The organism is Flavobacterium sp. KMS (genome assembly GCF_000813005.1).
GTDB lineage: Bacteria > Bacteroidota > Bacteroidia > Flavobacteriales > Flavobacteriaceae > Flavobacterium.
On sequence record NZ_JSYP01000001.1, the window covers coordinates 373403 to 393806 of the forward strand.

Annotated in this window: 19 protein-coding genes and 4 tRNA genes; 1 reads left to right on the plus strand and 22 read right to left on the minus strand. The window is 33.4% G+C overall.

From position 1 onward, the window contains the following. Positions 1-7: 7 nt before the first annotated feature. The 17 genes from rpoB to OA93_RS01675 all read right to left on the minus strand — a co-directional run bounded on the left by rpoB (position 8) and on the right by OA93_RS01675 (position 12916). Positions 8-3820: a DNA-directed RNA polymerase subunit beta gene (rpoB, locus tag OA93_RS01595; RefSeq protein WP_039111370.1), complete on the minus strand. Its 3813-nt coding sequence runs from the start codon at positions 3818-3820 to the stop codon at positions 8-10. 263 nt (positions 3821-4083) lie between these two features. Continuing rightward, complete coding sequence (gene rplL / locus OA93_RS01600; RefSeq protein WP_039111372.1) at positions 4084-4452, minus strand: 50S ribosomal protein L7/L12; 369 nt, start codon at positions 4450-4452, stop codon at positions 4084-4086. A 93-nt stretch (positions 4453-4545) separates the two neighbouring features. Further along, entirely contained in the window at positions 4546-5046 is a 501-nt protein-coding gene (rplJ, locus tag OA93_RS01605) for a 50S ribosomal protein L10 (protein WP_039111374.1), read from the minus strand. Between the two features lie 22 nt (positions 5047-5068). Then, positions 5069-5758: a 50S ribosomal protein L1 gene (gene rplA / locus OA93_RS01610; protein ID WP_039111376.1), complete on the minus strand. Its 690-nt coding sequence runs from the start codon at positions 5756-5758 to the stop codon at positions 5069-5071. 13 nt (positions 5759-5771) lie between these two features. Then, on the minus strand, positions 5772-6209 hold the full coding sequence (rplK, locus tag OA93_RS01615; protein ID WP_035619182.1) for a 50S ribosomal protein L11: 438 nt from the start codon (positions 6207-6209) through the stop codon (positions 5772-5774). Between the two features lie 67 nt (positions 6210-6276). Continuing rightward, the gene (gene nusG / locus OA93_RS01620) at positions 6277-6828 is read right to left on the minus strand and encodes a transcription termination/antitermination protein NusG (RefSeq protein WP_039111377.1); all 552 of its coding nucleotides are present in this window, start codon (positions 6826-6828) and stop codon (positions 6277-6279) included. Between the two features lie 10 nt (positions 6829-6838). Further along, the gene (secE, locus tag OA93_RS01625; RefSeq protein ID WP_035619188.1) at positions 6839-7036 is read right to left on the minus strand and encodes a preprotein translocase subunit SecE; all 198 of its coding nucleotides are present in this window, start codon (positions 7034-7036) and stop codon (positions 6839-6841) included. A gap of 16 nt (positions 7037-7052) precedes the next feature. Continuing rightward, positions 7053-7123, minus strand: a tRNA-Trp gene (locus OA93_RS01630). Between the two features lie 59 nt (positions 7124-7182). After that, positions 7183-8370 (minus strand): elongation factor Tu, encoded by a 1188-nt coding sequence (gene tuf / locus OA93_RS01635; protein WP_039111379.1) that lies wholly within the window; start codon positions 8368-8370, stop codon positions 7183-7185. Between the two features lie 55 nt (positions 8371-8425). Then, positions 8426-8497, minus strand: a tRNA-Thr gene (locus OA93_RS01640). A gap of 118 nt (positions 8498-8615) precedes the next feature. After that, a tRNA-Tyr gene (locus OA93_RS01645) sits at positions 8616-8696 on the minus strand. Between the two features lie 54 nt (positions 8697-8750). Then, a tRNA-Thr gene (locus OA93_RS01650) sits at positions 8751-8824 on the minus strand. Between the two features lie 90 nt (positions 8825-8914). Further along, entirely contained in the window at positions 8915-9217 is a 303-nt protein-coding gene (raiA, locus tag OA93_RS01655) for a ribosome-associated translation inhibitor RaiA (RefSeq protein WP_035619362.1), read from the minus strand. 34 nt (positions 9218-9251) lie between these two features. Further along, positions 9252-10145, minus strand: coding sequence for a tyrosine-type recombinase/integrase (locus OA93_RS01660; protein WP_039111381.1), 894 nt, complete (start codon positions 10143-10145; stop codon positions 9252-9254). Positions 10146-10221: 76 nt separating this feature from the next. Beyond that, the gene (rpsU, locus tag OA93_RS01665; protein WP_039111382.1) at positions 10222-10416 is read right to left on the minus strand and encodes a 30S ribosomal protein S21; all 195 of its coding nucleotides are present in this window, start codon (positions 10414-10416) and stop codon (positions 10222-10224) included. Positions 10417-10875: 459 nt separating this feature from the next. Further along, the gene (locus tag OA93_RS01670) at positions 10876-12018 is read right to left on the minus strand and encodes an acyl-CoA dehydrogenase family protein (RefSeq protein ID WP_039111384.1); all 1143 of its coding nucleotides are present in this window, start codon (positions 12016-12018) and stop codon (positions 10876-10878) included. A 10-nt stretch (positions 12019-12028) separates the two neighbouring features. Next, positions 12029-12916, minus strand: coding sequence for a helix-hairpin-helix domain-containing protein (locus OA93_RS01675; RefSeq protein ID WP_039111385.1), 888 nt, complete (start codon positions 12914-12916; stop codon positions 12029-12031). Positions 12917-13163: 247 nt separating this feature from the next. On the opposite strand from OA93_RS01675, the gene OA93_RS01680 reads away from it, so the two are divergent. Continuing rightward, positions 13164-14615 (plus strand): amino acid permease, encoded by a 1452-nt coding sequence (locus OA93_RS01680; protein WP_039111388.1) that lies wholly within the window; start codon positions 13164-13166, stop codon positions 14613-14615. A 76-nt stretch (positions 14616-14691) separates the two neighbouring features. On the opposite strand, the gene OA93_RS01685 is transcribed toward OA93_RS01680, so the two are convergent. From OA93_RS01685 to OA93_RS01705, 5 genes are all read right to left on the minus strand, one after another. Beyond that, positions 14692-14919 carry a hypothetical protein gene (locus OA93_RS01685; RefSeq protein ID WP_035619202.1) on the minus strand — a complete coding sequence of 76 codons (228 nt, stop codon included), beginning with the start codon at positions 14917-14919 and terminating at the stop codon, positions 14692-14694. A gap of 76 nt (positions 14920-14995) precedes the next feature. Beyond that, on the minus strand, positions 14996-16267 hold the full coding sequence (locus tag OA93_RS01690) for a DUF2851 family protein (RefSeq protein ID WP_039111587.1): 1272 nt from the start codon (positions 16265-16267) through the stop codon (positions 14996-14998). A 60-nt stretch (positions 16268-16327) separates the two neighbouring features. Continuing rightward, complete coding sequence (locus OA93_RS01695; RefSeq protein WP_039111389.1) at positions 16328-16810, minus strand: 3'-5' exonuclease; 483 nt, start codon at positions 16808-16810, stop codon at positions 16328-16330. 88 nt (positions 16811-16898) lie between these two features. Then, the gene (locus tag OA93_RS01700; protein WP_039111390.1) at positions 16899-18260 is read right to left on the minus strand and encodes a pyridoxal-phosphate dependent enzyme; all 1362 of its coding nucleotides are present in this window, start codon (positions 18258-18260) and stop codon (positions 16899-16901) included. Between the two features lie 52 nt (positions 18261-18312). Beyond that, positions 18313-20262 (minus strand): putative porin, encoded by a 1950-nt coding sequence (locus tag OA93_RS01705; protein WP_039111392.1) that lies wholly within the window; start codon positions 20260-20262, stop codon positions 18313-18315. Positions 20263-20404 lie beyond the last annotated feature (142 nt).

Genomic DNA, 20404 nt, shown 5'->3' on the forward strand with positions numbered 1-20404 from the left:
CTTATATTTATTCTTCTAGACGAATATCAAGTCCTAGACCTTTCAATTCGTGCATCAATACATTGAATGATTCTGGTAAACCTGGTTCTGGCATAGACTCTCCCTTAACGATTGCTTCGTAAGTTTTAGCTCTACCAATAACGTCATCCGATTTAACAGTTAAGATTTCACGTAGTGTACTTGATGCTCCATAAGCCTCAAGTGCCCAAACCTCCATCTCTCCAAAACGCTGACCTCCAAATTGAGCTTTACCTCCAAGTGGTTGTTGAGTAATCAACGAGTATGGTCCGATAGAACGTGCGTGCATCTTATCATCTACCATGTGTCCTAATTTCAACATGTAAATTACACCTACAGTTGCTCTTTGGTGGAAACGTTCTCCAGTTCCTCCATCATATAAATATGTATGACCGAATCTTGGTATTCCTGCTTCGTCAGTCAATTCATTGATTTGATCTAAAGTAGCACCATCAAAAATTGGAGTAGCAAATTTTCTACCTAAATTTTGTCCAGCCCAACCTAAAACCGTTTCATAAATCTGACCAATGTTCATACGAGATGGTACCCCAAGTGGATTCAATACGATATCTACAGGTGTTCCGTCTTCAAGGAAAGGCATATCTTCATGACGAACGATTCTTGCAACAATACCTTTGTTACCGTGACGTCCTGCCATTTTATCCCCTACTTTCAACTTACGTTTTTTAGCAATATAAATTTTTGCTAATTTCAAGATTCCAGCTGGTAATTCATCTCCAACAGTAATAGTGAATTTCTCTCTTCTTAAAGATCCTTGTAAGTCATTCAGCTTAATTTTATAGTTATGAATTAAATCATTAACCATTTTATTAGTAGCATCATCAGCAACCCATTGACCTTTACTTAAGTGAGCAAAATCTTCAACAGCATAAAGCATTTTTTGAGTATATTTTTTACCTTTTGGTAAAACTTCTTCACCCAAATCATTCATTACACCTTGAGATGTTTTACCGTTAACGATCAAGAATAATTTTTCAACCAATCTGTCTTTTAATTCAACAAATTTAGTTTCAAATTCCATTTCTAAAGCGCCTAAAGCATCTTTATCTTGTGTACGTTTACGTTTATCTTTTACGGCTCTTGCAAATAATTTTTTGTCAAGAACTACACCATGTAAAGAAGGAGAAGCTTTTAATGAAGCATCTTTAACATCACCTGCTTTATCACCGAAGATTGCACGAAGCAATTTCTCTTCAGGAGTAGGATCTGATTCTCCTTTTGGAGTAATTTTTCCGATAAGAATGTCGCCAGGCTTAACCTCTGCTCCAATTCTAATCATACCGTTTTCATCTAAATCTTTAGTAGCTTCTTCAGAAACGTTAGGAATATCATTAGTTAACTCTTCGTTACCTAATTTTGTATCTCTAACTTCTAATGAATAATCATCTACGTGAATTGACGTAAAGATATCATCACGAACTACTTTTTCAGAAATTACAATCGCATCCTCAAAGTTATATCCTTTCCATGGCATGAACGCAACTTTTAGGTTACGACCTAAAGCTAATTCTCCATTTTGTGTAGCATATCCTTCTGACAATACTTGACCAAGTGCAACTCTATCACCTTTCTTAACGATTGGTTTCAAGTTAATACTTGTTCCTTGATTGGTTTTTCTAAATTTAATTAGATTATATGTTTTTTCATCAGACTCAAAACTAACCATTCTTTCTTCTTCAGAACGATCGTATTTAATAGTAATGATGTTTGCATCAACATATTCTACTGTTCCATCACCTTCAGCATTAATCAATACTCTAGAATCAGACGCAACTTGACGCTCTAAACCTGTTCCTACAATAGGAGCTTCAGGGCGAATTAAAGGTACTGCCTGACGCATCATGTTTGATCCCATCAAGGCTCTATTCGCATCATCATGCTCTAAGAAAGGAATCAAAGATGCAGAAATAGAAGCAATTTGATTTGGAGCAACGTCTGTATAATCTACCTGAGTTGGTTCGATTACTGGGAAATCACCTTCCTGACGCGCAATTACGTTATCAGCAATAATTTTTCCTGTTGCATCCATTTCGATGTTTGCTTGTGCAATCATCATTCCTTCTTCTTCTTCAGCACTTAAATATACTGGAGTAGTTTCAAGATCTACAACACCGTTAGTTACTTTACGGTAAGGTGTTTCGATGAATCCCATTCCGTTAACTTTAGCATAAACACCAAGAGATGAAATCAAACCAATGTTTGGTCCCTCTGGAGTTTCAATTGGACATAAACGTCCGTAATGCGTATAGTGAACGTCACGTACCTCGAAACCAGCTCTTTCTCTAGAAAGTCCACCAGGTCCAAGTGCAGATAATCTTCTCTTGTGCGTAATCTCAGCTAGTGGATTCGTTTGATCCATAAATTGAGATAACTGGTTAGTACCAAAGAAAGAGTTAATAACTGATGATAATGTTTTAGCATTAATCAAATCAATTGGTGTAAACACCTCGTTATCTCTAACGTTCATTCTCTCACGAATAGTTCTAGCCATACGCGCTAAACCAACACCGAATTGTTGAGACAATTGTTCTCCAACTGTTCTAACACGACGGTTTGATAAGTGATCAATATCATCAATCTCTGCTTTAGAGTTGATTAACTCGATCAAATATTTTACAATGGTAATGATATCTTCTTTGGTAAGCACTTGCTTTTCCATTGGGATATCTAAACCAAGTTTTTTGTTCATTCTATAACGACCAACTTCACCTAAGTTATAACGTTGATCAGAGAAGAACAATTTATCTATAATACCACGAGCAGTTTCCTCATCAGGCGGTTCTGCGTTACGCAACTGACGGTAAATGTGCTCAACAGCTTCTTTTTCAGAGTTTGTTGGATCTTTTTGTAATGTATTGTGGATAATAGCATAATCTGCTTGATTATTATCCTCTTTATGTAACAAAATAGATTTAACGTTAGAATCGATGATTTCTTCAACATTATCTTTGTCGATAATAGTATCTCTATCAAGGATGATTTCGTTACGTTCGATAGAAACTACCTCACCAGTATCTTCATCTACGAAATCCTCGTGCCAAGTGTTTAATACACGTGCAGCAAGTCTTCTTCCAATATATTTTTTAATTCCTGTTTTAGAAACTTTAATTTCTTCAGCAAGGTCGAAAATTTCAAGGATATCCTTATCTCTTTCGAATCCAATTGCACGGAATAAAGTTGTAACAGGTAATTTTTTCTTTCTATCGATATAAGCGTACATTACACTATTGATATCTGTAGAAAATTCTATCCAAGAACCTTTAAAAGGAATTACTCTGGCAGAATAAAGTTTTGTTCCATTTGCGTGGAATGATTGACCAAAGAAAACCCCTGGAGAACGGTGTAATTGAGATACTACTACACGCTCAGCACCATTGATAACAAAAGTACCGCTTGGAGTCATATAAGGTATTGTTCCAAGATAAACATCTTGTACAATAGTTTCAAAATCTTCGTGTTCTGGATCAGTACAATATAGTTTTAACCTAGCTTTTAAGGGCACACTATAAGTAAGACCTCTCTCTATACATTCTTGAATTGTATAACGTGGTGGATCAACAAAATAATCTAGGAACTCCAATACAAAGTTATTTCTTGTATCTGTGATTGGAAAGTTTTCCATGAAGGTGTTGTACAACCCTTCGTTGCCTCTTTCGTCAGATTTAGTTTCTAATTGAAAAAAATCTTTAAAAGATTTAACCTGAACATCTAGGAAATCTGGATATACAGGAATATTTTTTGTAGAGGCAAAATTCAATCTTTCAGTCTGATTTGTTATCATCAATGGACAAAATTTTGATTAAAAAAAAGTAATTTTTTGTGTAAAAACACACTGTTTAATCTATACTTTCTTATTATAATCAATACATCTTTAAAAATAAACTGACACAATTCTGTTTAATTTTTTTTCTTCGTATTGATCAAAAACTTTTTCGTATTTTAAACTATTTGATAATAAAACTTGTTATATTTTATTATACGAAAAATGGTTTAGGCCATTGAGATAACTCAAGACCTAAACCTAGTTCTTAAAACTGAGTTGAATTATTTAAGCTCAACTACAGCTCCAGCTTCTTCTAATGATTTTTTAAGACCTTCAGCCTCTTCTTTAGAAACACCTTCTTTAACGTTACTTGGAGCACTATCAACTACATCTTTAGCTTCTTTAAGACCTAAACCTGTAAGTTCTTTTACCAATTTAACTACAGCTAATTTAGAAGCACCAGCTTCTTTTAATACAACTGTAAATTCAGTTTGTGCTTCTTCAGCAGCTACATCACCACCAGCAGCAACTACAACAGCTGCAGCAGCAGGCTCAATACCATACTCGTCTTTTAATATTGTTGCTAATTCGTTAACTTCTTTAACTGTTAGGTTAACTAATTGTTCTGCGAATTGTTTCAAATCTGCCATTTTTTCTATCGTTTAAAATGATTTGTAAAATATAATTATTTATTGTGCGCTATTTAAGCAGCAAGGAAATAAGCTCCCTCGCATTTATAGTTATTATGCTTCTGCCTCTTCGCTGTTTGCGAATTGGTTTTGTAAAGCAGAGATAACTCTTTGAGCTGGAGATTGAAGTAATCCAATAAGTTCTCCAAGAAGTTCTTCTTTAGATTTGATAGTTGCTAACGCATCTAATTGATCATCTCCAATGTAAACTTCTGAATTAATATAAGCTCCTTTTAAAACTGGTTTATCAGATTTCTTACGGAAATCTTTGATAATTTTTCCAGGTGCATTTGCAACATCTGAAATAAATATAGCGCTATTTCCTGTCAATACTGAAGGTAAATCACCATAGTCATTCGCAGAAGCTTCCATTGCTTTTGCAAGCAAAGTATTTTTAACAACCTCTAATTTAATACCTGCTTTAAAACAAGCTCTTCTCAAGTTTGAAGTTGTTTCTGCGTTTAATCCAGAAATATCAGATACATAAATAATATTTGTACCAGCTAACTGTGCAGTTAAATCTTCAATCGCGATTGATTTTTCTTCTCTAGTCATACTAAAAATTATTAACTACCAATTATACTGCTTTAGGGTCCAATGCAATTGCAGGACTCATAGTGCTTGTAAGGTGAATACCTTTAATGTAGGTACCTTTAGCAGCAGTTGGTTTAAGTTTGATTAATGTTTGAATAATTTCGTGTGCGTTGTCATAAATTTGTTCAGCTCCAAAAGAAACTTTACCAATTCCTGCGTGCACGATACCAGTTTTATCAACTTTAAAGTCAATTTTACCAGCTTTAACCTCTTGAACAGCTTTTGCAACATCCATAGTTACAGTACCTGTTTTAGGGTTTGGCATTAAACCTCTAGGTCCTAAAATACGACCTAATGGACCTAATTTACCCATTACAGCTGGCATAGTGATGATAACATCAACATCTGTCCAACCATCTTTTATTTTTTGTAAATAATCATCAAGACCTACATAGTCTGCTCCTGCTGCTAAAGCTTCTGCTTCTTTGTCTGGAGTAACTAATGCTAATACTTTTACATCTTTACCAGTTCCGTGAGGTAATGTTACTACACCTCTAACCATTTGATTCGCTTTTCTTGGATCTACACCCAAACGCACTGCGATATCAACAGACTCATCAAATTTTGCAGAAGCTATAACTTTAATTAATGCAGCTGCATCTTTCAAAGAGTATAGTTTGTTCTTTTCAATTTTTGAAGCAGCCTCTTTTTGCTTTTTTGTCAATTTTGCCATGTCTTTCTCTTAATTAAAAAGGAGAATCTCCTGATACAGTTATACCCATAGATCTAGCTGTTCCAGCGACCATACTCATTGCAGACTCCATAGTGAATGCATTTAAGTCTGGCATCTTGTCTTCAGCAATAGCTCTAATTTGTTCCCAAGTAACACTAGCTACTTTTTTACGATTAGGCTCTCCTGAACCAGATTTTAGCTTTGCAGCTTCCATTAACTGAACTGCTGCTGGAGGAGTTTTTACAACAAAATCAAATGATTTGTCTTTATACACAGTAATTTGTACTGGGCATATTTTGCCAGGTTTATCTTGTGTTCTAGCATTAAATTGCTTACAGAACTCCATGATATTAACCCCAGCAGCTCCTAAAGCAGGTCCAACCGGTGGCGACGGATTCGCAGCACCTCCCTTAACTTGTAGTTTAACTACCTTACTAATTTCTTTAGCCATTTTTTAAAAAATTTAACACTGCAATTATTGGAAGCAATTGTAGTGGTTATTATAGATGTAACAAAAATTATACTTTTTCTACTTGCATAAAACTTAACTCTAATGGAGTTTTTCTTCCGAAAATCTTAACCATTACTTCTAGTTTACGCTTTTCTTCATTGATTTTTTCAACTGTTCCATTGAAACCGTTGAAAGGTCCATCAATTACCTTAATTGTTTCTCCTAGGTTAAAAGGAATTGAACGCGTATCTGTATTAACAGCCAGCTCATCTACCTTACCTAGCATTCTATTTACCTCTGATAATCTAAGCGGAACAGGCTCACCACCTTTAATTTCGCCTAAAAAACCAATTACACTAGTTATTGATTTAATAATATGAGGTATTTCACCAACTAAATTGGCTTCGATCATAACATATCCAGGAAAATATACTTTATCCTTAGCTATTTTTTTTCCCTCTTTTACAGTTACAACTTTTTCAGTAGGAACTAAAACCTGAGAGACATAATCACCCATACCTAATCTGGCAATTTCAGTTTCGATGTAAGCTTTGACTTTATTCTCTTGTCCGCTTACTGCTCGAACGACATACCACTTTTTCACATTATTATCTGCCATTACAAAAAAATTACGCTTTTATCCAGTTAAAAAATCCAGCCAATGCTTTTGCAAAAAATTCATCTACTCCCCAAGTTGCCAAAGCGAATAAAACTGAAAATACAGCTACTACAATTGTCAATCGTTGTACTTCTGCCCAAGCTGGCCAAGTCACATTTGACTTCAATTCCTCGAATGCTTCTGATATGTAATTAACAACTTTTGTCATGATATATTTATTATTGCACGGGCGGAGGGATTCGAACCCCCATCAACGGTTTTGGAGACCGCTATTCTACCCTTGAACTACGCCCGTTTATTAAAAAAAACCAGTAGCAGCGAAGCCGCTACTGGTTTTATATTTGTTTTATAGAATTACTCTACAATCTCAGTTACCTGACCTGCACCTACAGTTCTACCACCTTCACGGATAGCAAAACGTAAACCTACGTTTAATGCGATTGGGCTTAACAAAGTAACATCAATAGTTAAGTTGTCTCCTGGCATAACCATCTCTACACCCGTTGGCAACATAATAACTCCAGTTACATCTGTTGTACGAACATAAAATTGTGGACGGTAGTTATTGTGGAATGGTGTGTGACGACCACCTTCTTCTTTTTTCAAGATATAAACCTCAGCTTTAAATTTAGCGTGTGGTTTAACTGAACCTGGCTTACAAATAACCATTCCTCTTTTGATGTCTTCTTTTTGAATACCTCTTAAAAGAATACCTACGTTATCTCCAGCTTCACCTCTATCAAGGATTTTACGGAACATCTCAACTCCTGTAATAGTAGAAGTTAATTTTTCAGCTCCCATACCAATGATTTCAACAGGATCTCCTGTATTAGCAACTCCAGTTTCGATACGCCCTGTAGCAACAGTTCCACGACCTGTAATAGAGAATACATCTTCAACTGGCATCAAGAAAGGTTTTGCAACGTCTCTGATTGGCTCTTCGATCCAAGCATCAACAGCTTCCATCAATTCAAGAATTTTAGGAACCCAAGCAGGATCATTATTCAATCCTCCTAAAGCAGAACCTTGAACAACAGGACCATTATCTCCATCATACTCGTAGAAAGATAATAAATCTCTAATTTCCATTTCAACTAGCTCTAACAACTCAGCATCATCAACCATATCCACTTTGTTCATAAAAACAACGATTCTTGGAATACCAACCTGACGACCTAATAAGATATGCTCACGAGTTTGTGGCATTGGACCATCTGTAGCAGCAACAACAAGAATAGCACCATCCATTTGAGCAGCTCCAGTAACCATGTTCTTTACGTAATCCGCGTGACCAGGACAGTCAACGTGAGCGTAGTGACGGTTAGCAGTTTCGTACTCAACGTGTGATGTATTAATTGTAATACCTCTTTCTTTCTCCTCTGGAGCGTTGTCGATTTGATCAAACGATTTTGCTTGACAGTAACCTGCATCAGACAATACTTTAGTGATTGCTGCAGTTAATGTAGTTTTTCCGTGATCCACGTGTCCAATTGTACCTATGTTTAAGTGCGGTTTGGAACGATTAAAATTCTCCTTTGCCATTTTACTTAATTTTTAATCTTAGTTATATATTAATTTTCAATTTCCTACTTACTTGAGCCAATGTCGGGAATTGAACCCGAGACCTCTTCCTTACCAAGGAAGCACTCTACCCCTGAGCTACACCGGCAGAGTTTCAATTTTTAATTTTAGACTCTTGATTTTAGATTAAAAACAAAAACTGAATCAAATTCATTTTCTCTTTCAGAAATCTAAATTCTGAGATCATTAATCTGAAATCAAAATTGTGGGGAGAGCAGGATTCGAACCTGCGAAGTTCACACAGCAGATTTACAGTCTGCCCTCGTTGGCCGCTTGAGTATCTCCCCATTTTTTTATCAATATTTGCATGACCTATTTCAAATCGCATTTGAAACATTTTGAGCCGGCGGAGGGACTCGAACCCACGACCTGCTGATTACAAATCAGCTGCTCTAGCCAACTGAGCTACGCTGGCAATTTCAATAAAAAAGTCCGCTATTTCTAACGGACTGCAAATGTAGCTATTTTATCTTTGTATCAAAACTTTTTTTGAAAAAAATTTACATTAAATATGTGTTCTTACCTTTTCTTTCCTTTTTACTAACAATCGTTCAAGTGATTCCGCCGAAAGCTCAACAGCCTCTTCAAAAGTTTTACACTGTTTTTTTACCAAAAAATCATCACCAGGAACATTGATTTTTATCTCAGCAATTTTATTCTCTTTATCACTGGTTTTTTCAACTTTTAAAAAAACATCTGCCGACACTACCCTGTCGTAATACTTTTCTAACTTATCCATTCTCTCTTGAACGAAATCTACTAATTTTCTGTCAACAGTAAAGTTAACCGCATGAACATCTACCTTCATAATAATTATTTTAGAATTAAACATTTCAGAATTCTTATTTATTCCTAGGATGTGCATCGGTATATACTTTTTTAAGAGCAGTTAAACTGCTATGAGTATACACTTGTGTAGATGCCAAACTTGAATGTCCTAACAATTCCTTGACTGAATTTAAATCGGCCCCGTTATTTAATAAGTGAGTCGCAAATGTATGGCGGAGAACATGAGGACTTTTTTTCACTTTTTCGGAGACTTTACTAAAGTATGAATTTATTAATCGATACACAAAGGTTTCATTTAATTTTAACCCTTTTTTAGTAATAAAAAAATAATCTTTATCAATAATATTTTCAACACTTTCGCGCTCTTTTACATACAACAAAAACTGTTCGGTAATTACAGGCAAAACAGGAATAACACGCTCTTTATTACGCTTACCCAACACTTTAATAGTACAAGCCGACGAATCGACATTATTTACCTGCAACCCGATTAATTCTGCCCTACGTATACCTGTAGTATAAAACAAATCGACTATCAATTTATTCCTCACTTCTTCAAAACCTACAGAATTCCCCATTTGACTCATCAAATCAATCAATTCTTTTTCAGAAAAAGGAATCTGTATTGTTTTAGGAGTTTTCAACGCTTTATGTTTCAGCATTGGATTAACTTCTATTTGTTTGATTTTTAAAAGAAATTTATAAAACGCTTTTAAAGAAGCCATTTTGCGATTAACAGAAACATTAGACACATTACTATCTACAAGCGAAACAATCCAAGACCTAATCTGACTATAATTTACCTGATCAATATTTTCCTGTTCAAAATGAAGCTTATTAAACGACTCAAAAGAAACGATATCGTTCATATAAGCATTCAGGGTATGCGGAGAGTATTTTTTCTCCAACTGAAGATATTCCTGAAATGCTTGTTTATTTGTTTTCATAAAATAAAAAAAACCGTTAGCATCAAAGTTATAAAATTTTGATGACTAACGGCATTTATTTGAATACAGATTTTATCTAACTCTCCAAGTTGTCTTTCATGTTTTGAATGTAAGCAGCTTTTTGAATTTTGATTCTATTTTTTACAGATGGCTTAATAAAAGCAGTACGTGCTCTTAACTGACGAACAGTTCCTGTTTTATCAAATTTTCTTTTATAGCGCTTTAATGCTCTATCGATATTTTCTCCGTCTTTAATTGGTATAATTAACATAATATTGACACCCCCTTTCGTTAAGTATGCAAAAGTAAACATTATTTCCAATTACGAGTTATAAATTACGAATTATTTTTTTACAATATGTTTATTGAGAGAAGCGAGATGTAAAATCTAAAACGTGAAACATATTAAGACGTGAGTAACAACATCAATACAATTCTTTAATTTAATCTTTTCACATTTTACGAATCCCTTTTCACATATCTCTTTTCACATATCTCTTTTCACGTATCTCTTTTTACGTATCTCTTTTTACGTATCTCTTTTTACGTATCTCTTTTTACGTATCTTAATCGCAATGGAGAGTTGCGTGAGGGATTGCAGCGGAAATCCTTTTTTGTTCTTTCTTTTAGAACAAAAAAGATTATAGCGGAAAGCCCGACCTCAAAAAAAGAAGCCACTCAACGTAAAGTGAATGGCTTCTTTTTTTGTGGGCACGCCCATATTATATAATTAGTCTTTTAGAATATTTCTTGAAATAACTAATTTCTGAATTTCGGTAGTTCCTTCTCCGATAGTACACAACTTTGAATCTCTGTAGAATTTCTCTACTGGAAAATCTTTTGTATATCCGTAACCTCCATGAATTTGAACCGCTTCATTAGCCACTTTCACACATACCTCTGAAGCATACATTTTAGCCATTGCTCCCATTGTGGTTACTGGTCTATGTTGTTGCTTTAAAAATGCTGCTTTGTGCAATAACAATTCTGAAGCTTCGATTTCGGTTACCATATCTGCCAACTTAAACGAAATTCCCTGAAAACTACTAATCGGTTGCCCAAACTGGTATCTTTCTTTTGAATATTTTAAAGCTGCTTCATATGCCCCTTTTGCAATTCCTAGGGATAATGCTCCAATTGAGATTCGTCCTCCGTCAAGGATTTTCATAGATTGTATAAATCCTTCTCCAACATTTCCTAAACGGTTTGCGTCTGGAATTCGGCAATTATCAAAAACCAATTCTGCCGTTTCGCTGGCACGCATTCCTAATTTATTTTCTTTTTTTCCTGATGTAAATCCTGGCATTCCTTTCTCGAATACAAAAGCTGTCATTCCGCGAGAATCTCCTTTTTCGCCTGTACGTACAATTACTACTGCAATATCTCCTGATTTACCATGGGTAATGAAGTTCTTCGCTCCATTTACTACCCAATGATCTCCATCTTTTACCGCAGTTGTATTCATTCCTCCAGCATCTGAACCTGTATTATGCTCAGTTAACCCCCAAGCACCAATATGTTCTGCTGTGGCTAATTTAGGAAGCCATTTTTTCTTTTGTTCTTCGTTACCAAATGTCAAGATATGATTTGTACATAATGAATTATGAGCAGCAACCGATAATCCTATAGATGGATCAACTTTTGAAATTTCTTCAATAATGGTTATATATTCATGATAACCTAATCCTGACCCTCCATATTCTTCTGGAACCAGAACTCCCATAAAACCCATTGCTCCTAATTCTTTGAATAGGGAGATTGGAAATGTTTGCGCTTCATCCCACTCCATTATATATGGACGGATGTTTTTTTCAGCAAATTCTTTTATGGACTGAGCAATCATAGACTGCGTTTCGTTATAATCAAAATTCATTAGTATATTTTTAGAACTCCAAATATAAACCAATTATTTTTGCTTTTTCAACAGGAAAGCCCTTAATTTTTATCAAATCCTCAATATTCTTTATATTTCCGTTCATACTTCGATAGGTGACGATTTGTTTTGCCAGCGCATATCGGAAATAAGGAAAGAGCGCCAGCTCTTTTAAAGACGCATCATTTATGGCTATTTTCTTGAAATTAGTGAGTTCTGAAATTTTAAAATGACTATTTAAATTTGAAATAACTTCTGGCGAAAGTCCCCAAATATCATCAAGTTGTTCCATAGAGACAAAATAACCATAACTTTCTTTCTGTTTTAAAATTCGCAAAGAAAGAACTTCTCCTATCCCTGAGACTTTAATCAAATCTTCTTGAGTAGCACTATTAATATCTACCTGAATAATTTTTTCCTTTTTAGGGAATATCTTCTGATTGGGGTAATTTTTATATTCTTTTGTTTCTTTCTTATTGTTTACCCAATCTGGAAATTTAAAATACGGAGTCATTACATTTAATAATGAATCTGAAATTTTTGTTACATCCTGAAACTCCTTGGGAGAATTAACATATTTATTCTCTTTACGAAAAGCTAATAATCTATCTATTTCCTCTACTGACATGCCTAGTTTATATCCTTTGTAATCTGTAATAAAATTAGGATTGAATAAATAAACTTTTTCTTCTCTATTATTATCTGCAGTTTTAATCGAATCTATTTCGCTTTGTAAAGACATCCATTTTTCTTTTTCGGGAAAAAACTGTGATGGGGAGCTAAAATCTGCAAAAAAGTAAACTAACTGCAAAATGATGATGATTGCAAATAGAAAAAAAATACCGATTCGTTGTTCTCGACTAAACTTAAAGTAAGGAGCAATTTTTCTAGAATTCATTTTTGATTAAAGCTTAATTTAACTTGGGGCTGTAAGTTATATCAAAAAACTTTATTTTCGTAGGAAAATATTTAAAATTTTATCGCCAAATACAAAACAATTTAAATATCTTGCAAAGCAAAATATCCGATTAACAAACAATTTCGCAGAGTTTTAATTATTTTATAACTTAAAATGCACTAATTGTTTTTATTTTTTATAAAAAAGAATACATTTGGAGCTTAATAACAATTAACCAAAATAATATATGTCAATTTGGAAAACTAAACCACTTTCGGTATTGCTTAATGAAGCTTCCGAATCTGAAAAAGGCTTAAAAAGAACCTTATCTTCAGGGTCATTAGTGGCGCTAGGAGTAGGTGCAATTATTGGAGCCGGATTATTTTCATTAACTGGAATTGCTGCAGCTGAACACGCTGGACCAGCAGTTACATTATCCTTCATTCTAGCTGCTATAGGATGTGCTTTTGCAGGTCTTTGTTACGCAGAATTTGCTTCAATGATACCTGTTGCAGGTAGTGCTTACACTTACTCTTATGCAACTATGGGTGAATTTATGGCATGGATTATAGGTTGGGATTTAGTTTTAGAATATGCATTAGGAGCCGCAACGGTCGGTGTAAGTTGGTCGCGTTATTTACTCGAATTACTTAATAAATATAATATTCATCTTCCGCATAATTTAATTTGTTCTCCCTGGGAAACATTAAAACTAAGTGACGGAACTATTATTGAAGGAGGAATAATTAACCTTCCTGCTATTATTATCGTTTCATTACTTTCTTTATTATTAATAAGAGGTACTAAAGAATCGGCATCTATAAACAATTTCTTAGTTATTTTAAAAGTAGCGGTTGTAATTGTTTTCATCGTATTAGGATGGAGCTTTATTGACAATGCTAACTATACTCCATATATCCCTAAAAACACTGGTGTTTTTGGTGAATTTGGCTGGTCTGGTATTGCTGCTGGAGCTGGAACTGTATTTTTTGCTTTTATTGGTTTTGACGCTGTATCTACTGCTGCTCAAGAAGCTAAAAATCCTCAAAAAGGAATGCCAATTGGTATTTTAGGTTCTTTGGTAATCTGTACTGTACTATATGTTTTATTTGCTCACGTAATGACTGGTCTTGTGCCTTATTATGAGTTTGCTGGTGATGCTAAACCTGCTGCAACTGCATTTGCAAAAACTGGATATACTTTTTTACAAACTGGTTTAATCATTGCGATTTTAGCTGGATATACTTCGGTAATATTGGTTATGTTAATGGGACAAAGCCGTGTGTTTTATACTATGAGCAAAGACGGATTGTTACCTAAATTCTTTAGTGAAATTCACTCTAAATTCCGTACTCCTTGGAAAACTAATCTTTTCTTCTTAGTATTTGTAAGTTTATTTGCTGGATTTGTTCCTGTAAGTGACTTGGGTCATATGGTAAGTATTGGTACTTTATTGGCCTTTGTATTAGTATGTATTGGCGTTATGGTAATGCGTAAAAAATTACCGGATGCTCCTAGATCTTTCAGAACTCCATTAGTTCCTTTTGTACCAATTGCCGGAATTGTAATTTGTTTGGCATTGATGTATTCTTTACCAAATGAAAGCTGGATAAGACTTGTTATCTGGATGGCACTAGGTGTTGTTATTTACTTTACTTACGGTAAGAAAAACAGTAAATTAAACAATCCTGATAAATAATATATCTCTCAATACAAAAAAAGGGATTATAAAGTAAGTTACTTTATAATCCCTTTTTTTATGGAATAAAATGAATTTACAAATCAAAAACAGAAGTTCTTTTAGCACGAACTAAATCTTTTAATCTAATCCAGAATGCTAGTGTTAAATATACTCCAAACCACAATCCAGCAGTAACAAAGGATATGTATATAAAAAACAAACGAACACTTGTAACTCGCATTCCTAATTTATCGGCTAGCCTAGAAGAAACATGAAAGCCGTATTTTTCAAAAAAGAATTTAAGCTTAATAATTGCTGACATATATTTGATAATTGATTGACAAAAGTACAAAATAAAACAATTACCTAATTTTACAATTATCTCATTCTCTAACTTTCTAATTACCCTTTAGCAATTCCATCCCTACAACACAATCAAGACATCTGCTTTTATTACAGTATTCATTTTTTAGTTGTAATAATGATTGAGTTTCAAAAGCATTTTGAGCATTAATTTTAAACAATTTAAACTTATCTATAACAGTGTTTTTTTCTGGTTTAATTTCGTTTAAAAGTGCAATTAAGTCTTCTGAAACGGCCTCTCCTTGTTTTTTAGCATAAGCAAATTGCATCGGAATAATCGTATTTACGATAAGTAAATCGACAAATGTTTGTGCCGTTTTCTTCGTCTTTACAGGGCTTATTTTATCAAACTGATAGTGGTTTTGCCAATATGGTGCAACGGAAACTAAAAGTAAATCATAAATTTCTTTAACCGATTTTAAAGTAATAATCTTAGAAAATAAATTCTGATGTTTATGATATAAATTAGCTAATTGCGAAAGGCGAATTGTTGGAAAATTATCTGGTCTGAGTTTAAAAAACTGCACAGGCTCTATGTAATTTTTCTCTAGTTGGTATTTATGTAACAGATAAAAATATCTGAATTTTAAATCTTTAAAATAATTATCCTCTTTTTCAATATCTAATAAGCCTGCATTTCCAAAAAGCAAGGCTTCTAAATTTTCAACTTCAAAGCTTTCTTTTCTAATTATTGTAAAGGGAATAGATAGGGCTATCTCTAAAAAGGAATTTCCGTTGATATTTAAGCCAAAGTTTTTAGCTAAAAAGCAAAACATTACTGCTTCCCAATCATTATTTGTTAATTCCAGCAAATCATAAATAGGCTGTGATTTACGCTCTAATCTTTCAAAAAACAAACGTTCTTGCCAATTTATGAATGAAAAACTATCAATATCTTTAATTTCTTTTTCGCAAAAAATCCAAGATTTAGGCGCAATTAAGGTTTTATAGTTTTTAATAATTTCTTCTGAAACGTAGTTTTTTAAAATCAAGACAGGGATTTCTAGATTGTTTCTATTAAAAATTTCACTATCATGCTCCCAAACTACATGAAGAATTACATTTTCGTACGCTTTATCTTTTTCATGATGATGCAAATACCAATCAGAAGATTTTAGGTGTATTTCAATATTTCCTGCCCATTTTTGATTTCCTATTATAACTTGGGCATTAAAAAAATCAGGACCAGCCAATTCCAGATACTGTCCTACATTAATAATGGTAAGTTCTTCATTATTATACGTTCTTAGATTTAAAGTATCAAACTTTTTATACTTCCATAGGTAATGCAAAAAATCTTCTTTCATTTTTTTAGCCATTTAAAGATTGACTAATGTAATTCAAAAAAAGCTAAAAATGAAAGAAAATTACTTCAATAAATATAATTTAGCACATGCCCTAGCATCTGATAATGCTTCGTGATGGTTGAGCTGAATTTTCATTTCGCGACAGCAATCGCTTAATTTGGCAGGTTTTAGCCCTTTGGCTTTATATATCTTAACTGTGCATTCCCAGCGTGAAGCGATATTTAAATCTTCATAGCTTAATCCGCACAATTCCATAGACTTTGCTAAAACATTGCGATCAAAGCTTTCATTATGGGCAACCACGATTCTATTTTCTAAACGTTTCTTGATTTCCGGATATACTTGAGCAAATGATTTTGCATTTACTGTATCTCTTGGATAAATACCATGTACTCTAATTGTAAATGGTGAATATTCGTTATTAGGTGGCTTGATTAAAGTAACAAACTCGTCTACTATAACTCCATTCTCTACAGTAACTATACCTACTGAACAAGGATGATATCCTGTAGCTGTTTCAAAATCTATGGCGGTAAAAGTCATTATACTAAATTTATAAGCTAAAAATGCCACAAACTCAACGAGCTTTCTCGCTAGATTTGTGGCATTTTAATTTGTTTTGAATTATGTCCTATTTTATAGAACCTATAATATCGTATTTTGTTATAATATGATGGTTTCCGTTTTCTAAATCTACTAAAACTGCATCATTTTCTTTTGTAAACAATTTCGAAACTTCTTCTATCGGAGTCCCTAGTTTTACAATAGGGAATGGTTTCCCCATCACTTCTTTAATCGGTTTTTCGGCTACATTTTTATCGGCTACATAACTTCTAAATAAGTCTGTCTCATCTACCGAACCTACAAATCCAGTAATATCTACTACAGGAATTTGCGAAATTTTATATTTACGCATTCTTTCAATAGCGTGCGAAACCAATTCTTCGGTACGTACAACTATTAATTGCTTGTCTAAATGATCTTTTATAACATCTTCAGCTTTTGTAACATTCTCTTCTAGAAAACCACGCTCACGCATCCAATCATCATTAAACATTTTACCTACATAACGGCTTCCTGAGTCATGAAAAAGCACTACAACGACATCGTCTTTTGTAAAATGTTCTTTTAGCTGCAACAATCCTTTTATACAAGCTCCTGCTGAATTCCCTACAAAAATTCCTTCTTCGAGTGCAATTTTTCTTGTATAAACTGCTGCATCTTTATCCGTTACTTTTGTAAATCCATCTATCAATGAAAAGTCAACATTTTTAGGCAAAATATCTTCTCCAATTCCTTCGGTGATGTATGAATAAATTTCGTTTTCATCAAAAATACCTGTTTCATGGTATTTTTTAAAAACTGAACCATATGTATCTATTCCCCAAATTTTGATATTTGGGTTCTTTTCTTTTAAGTATTTTGCTACTCCAGAAATTGTTCCTCCTGTTCCTACTCCAACTACAAAATGAGTTATTTTTCCATCTGTTTGTTCCCAAATTTCTGGTCCTGTTTGCTCATAATGTGCCAATGCATTTGATGGGTTATCATATTGATTTACATACCATGAATTTGGGGTTTCTTCTGCTAATCTTTTTGAAACAGAATAATAAGAACGTGGATCTGTTGGCTCCACATCTGTTGGACAAACTACTACTTTTGCGCCTACTGCACGCAAGATGTCCATTTTTTCTTTTGATTGCTTATCCGAGATTACACAAATAAGTTTGTATCCTTTTATAATTGCAACCAAAGCCAGTCCCATTCCTGTATTTCCTGAGGTTCCTTCGATAATAGTTCCTCCAGGCTTTAAGCGCCCATCTGCTTCGGCATCTTCAACCATTTTTACAGCCATTCTATCCTTAACAGAATTTCCTGGGTTAAAAGTTTCTACTTTTGCTAAAACCAATGCATCAATTCCTGCTACGGTTTTATTTAGTTTGACTAACGGTGTGTTGCCAATTGTTTCTAAAATATTTTTTGAGTAATTCATTATATTAAATTTGGAAATTATACGGTCTTATTCCCATTGTTATTAATTAATTTTATTGGAAGAAATTCCAAACTAAACCAAATCGGATAACAAAATCACGATATGGATTATTAGGTGCGGAATAGTAATTACTACTCGAAAACGATGAATTAAAATGCTCTGCTTTTAAAAAGATTCGAGTTTGTCTAATTCTGGCGTTTATAAAAAAGTCAAAGTTCGGATAATTTCCGATTTCTTTCTTATTTTGAACAAAAAATTCACCAATTACAGGATTATAATCATTACCATAATAGCTGGTAAAATAATTAAACACAATTCCTGTTTGTAAGTAAAGTGCTTTCTTAAAGAAATAATTTGTGTAGTACAATGTATTTCTTGTAACAATTTCTGGCACATTCAAAATAGCATCTGTTTGATCTACTTTTTGGTATAAAACGGTATTATCTAATGCAAATCGGCCAAATTTAAATTCTTTACTTGCCTTTACCTCTAGATAATTAATTGTATTACTATATTGTGCTGGTCTTATAATTTGTGTTTTTAAAGCAGCTTCGGCAGCTGTTGATTGATCCTCAAAATACAAATGGTCATTCAAAACTGAATATTGAAATGACATATTAACCCATGGTGTAATAGCGCTAGCACTTAATGAATTAATTTTTTCGTTTTTAAAATTTTTCGACCAGTTATACTCTACATAACTACTTTGGTATAAATTATAGTTATTATTAGGTAGTTTGTTTATGTTTTGATACTCAAATAAAAATTTAATCTTATCGCTAAAATCATATTTAAGCTTTGCTTCTAAATCCGAAAGCGACTGACTTGTTATTGATCTTGAATATAAAAATCTTCCGTTCCATTTATTTTTTTGATATTCATATTGTCCTCCAAAACTATTAATATCCTGACTTAATGAACTAGGGATAATTGTTCCATCATCAAAAAGCAAAACTCTTCCATAATACGAATTACTTCTAAAATCATCTACAAAAAAATGAAATTTCCCTAATAATACATTTTCATAAGCAACTCCTACCTTATTATACATTTTATTATAATGAGATTGATCATTGATATTACTTGTTACATACGAATTTCCAAATCGAAGTACATTTTCATTACCTACTCTTGATAAAACTGTTGGCTGATAGTATTCGAAAAATTTATTTTCATAATTAAACTGGTGCGTTACATACAAATTATTATTTCCTTCTGTTTCATTTATTCTGTATGCGTGATCAAAAAACAGTCGCTTACCTTTTAAAAACGATTTTGCATCTGTTAAATACACTTCCAGCCTTTGTCGGTTTTTAAAATCTGGATCACCACTTTCAAAATCCTCAGGCGTTGTTATCCCTCCATTTTCTTCATTCGAAACATCTTGGTAGGTATAATGCGCATTAATATGATACTGTCCTTTTTTTGTGCTATAACTTGTTGTAAATTTAAAATTCCCTGTACTCGACAGTTGATTGATATAATTACCCTCAGACCTTAATCCCTTATATTCTGCGGACACATTAAATCGTTCTGATAGATTCAAGGTTATAAAAGAATCTAATGTCTGCCCTTTATTAATCGTAGATTTAAAATACAATTCGGTTAATGGTGTTGCAACCGAGTAGTACTTAACATCATTAGCTTCTAGAAAGTTAAAATGTTTGGCTTTGAATCCCATTTCTGGATAAGGAGTAAAGCTTGTTAAGCTATATTGTAATGTATTGTATGTTTGCCCGATATTAGAAAATGGCAAAAGTCCAAAATTATCCTTTCGTAAATAATTATGATTGTATTCATTTTGAATTGTAAGCGATGTATCTACGTAAGTTGTATCACGTTCCAGCGTTATATACCGGTATTGATCTATTCTTGCAACTTTCTTTTTGGCTTTTATAGTATCATTAAGACCACGATGTTCTCCATTCATGTCTAATGGTTTTACCTGAGAAAACAATAGTGTGGGTAGTACTAAAAGATAAATTAAAAAGAGAATTCTCATTTGAAAGGGTTATATATAGATATTATTTTTGACTATTTTAGTGTGGCAAAGGTAAATTATAAAAACGTATAAATAAAAAAACACAATAGATTAATATAAAAACGCAATGAATCCTATTTTATGCAAGAACCCCGATTACAAA